The sequence below is a fragment of the Pseudomonas sp. NPDC088429 genome (assembly GCF_044753305.1).
GTDB lineage: Bacteria > Pseudomonadota > Gammaproteobacteria > Pseudomonadales > Pseudomonadaceae > Aquipseudomonas > Aquipseudomonas rustica.
Genome location: NZ_JBIVMX010000167.1, coordinates 1 through 1,594, shown reverse-complemented (window position 1 = coordinate 1,594; position 1,594 = coordinate 1). Strand labels below are relative to the sequence as shown.

Genomic DNA, 1,594 nt, shown 5'->3' with positions numbered 1-1,594 from the left:
CGGAACACTCGATACTCCTCCTGACGCTCATCCGTGATGTATTCCGGAATCGGGAAGTCCCACCAGCCCGGCACCCAAGGGCCTGCGGCATCGCGGTCGGTCGGGATTTCGATCAGTACCGGCACGTTCAAGTCCAGCGCTTCCTGCAAGGTCGGCTCCAGGTCTTCCGGACGCTCCACCCGGTAGGATTTTAGGCCGAACGCTTCGCCCACCGCTTTAAAATCCGGGCTGTAAGGCGTGCCATCCGGGTGGTTGAACTCGGTGCCGATGTGGCGGCTGGTCTGCTTGCGCTGGCCACCGCGAATCGACATGTAGCCGGCGTTGTTCTGGATCATGAAGATCACAGGAATGTTGTTGGTTACGCAGATAGCGATTTCCTGCGAGGTCATCAAGAAGTCGCCGTCGCCGAGAATGCACACCACCGGTTGATTCGGCGCCGCCAGTTTGGCACCGATGGCCGCCGGCACCGCCCAGCCCATCGACGAGAAACCGCCGGAGGTCAGGTGCGTGCGCGGGGTGTAGACCGGGAAGGTCTGCTTGACCGCGCCCTGGGTGTTGCCCGAACCGACCACGACGATAGTGTCACGCGGGAAGATCTTGCGCAGTGCGCCGAGCGGGCGTTGCGAAGTGAATGGGAAGCGGTCGGAGTCGCGACGCCCGGCCAGTTTGGTTTCCCACTCGTCCTTATAACCAGCCAAGTCGCTCATGTACTCTTCGCGCTCGACGCTGAAGCCCTTAAGGCCTTCGACGATGGCAGCCAGGGCGTACTTGGCGTCGGCGCAGATGCCTACGGTCACCGGGTAGTTCTTGCCAATTTCATGCGGGTCGATGTCGATGTGGATCAGCTTTGACGGTGGAATGGCGAAGGTCACGCCCTTGGCGTAGCTCGACGACGACCAGTCGGTAAAGCGGCAACCCACGGCAATGATCACATCAGCGGTTGACGCGACCTTGTTGCCGCACAGGGTGCCGGTCTGACCGACGCTACCGGCGAACAGATCGTGGTCTTCGGGGAAGCCGCTCTTGCCGTTCCAGGTGGTCACCACCGGAATTTTCAGGGCTTCGGCCAAGGCCAGGATCTCGGCATGCGCCTCGCCGGTAATCACGCCGCCGCCGATAACCAATACTGGCCGTTGGCAGGCCTTGAGCTCTTCCACCGCCTGAGCGGTGGCCGCTGGATCCGGGAACGATTTACCGATGGGCGTGCGTTCTTCCAGGGCGTGCAAGATCACGTCCGCGGCTTCGGCTTGCACGTCCATCGGGATTTCGATATGCACTGGGCCAGGTCGGCCGGTGACCATCGCGCTCCAGGCGCGGTGCATCATGAACGGCAGTTCTTCGACGCGGGTGGCGACCCAGTGTCGCTTGGTCACGGCTTCGGCGATCTTAGGGAAGTCGTTGTCGGTATAGCGTTCCAGCTCTTGCAGCAAACCATGACCGCGCATGTGAGTGGGCGGCCCGCCGGTGATCAGCATCAGGCTGGTGGAGTCGGTGAACGCGGTGGCGAGGCCGATGATGGTGTTGGTGGCGCCGGCGCCGATGGAGGTGACAGCGGCCATCGGTTTACCGGCGACCCGGTAGTAACCATCCGCCA

At 62.4% G+C, this 1,594-nt stretch carries 1 protein-coding gene; it reads right to left on the bottom strand.

Annotation, left to right across the window (positions count from 1 at the left end; genetic code table 11):
* Positions 1-1,594 (bottom strand): thiamine pyrophosphate-binding protein (locus ACIP66_RS28710; protein WP_400652676.1); only part of this gene is annotated, 1,594 nt, incomplete at both ends.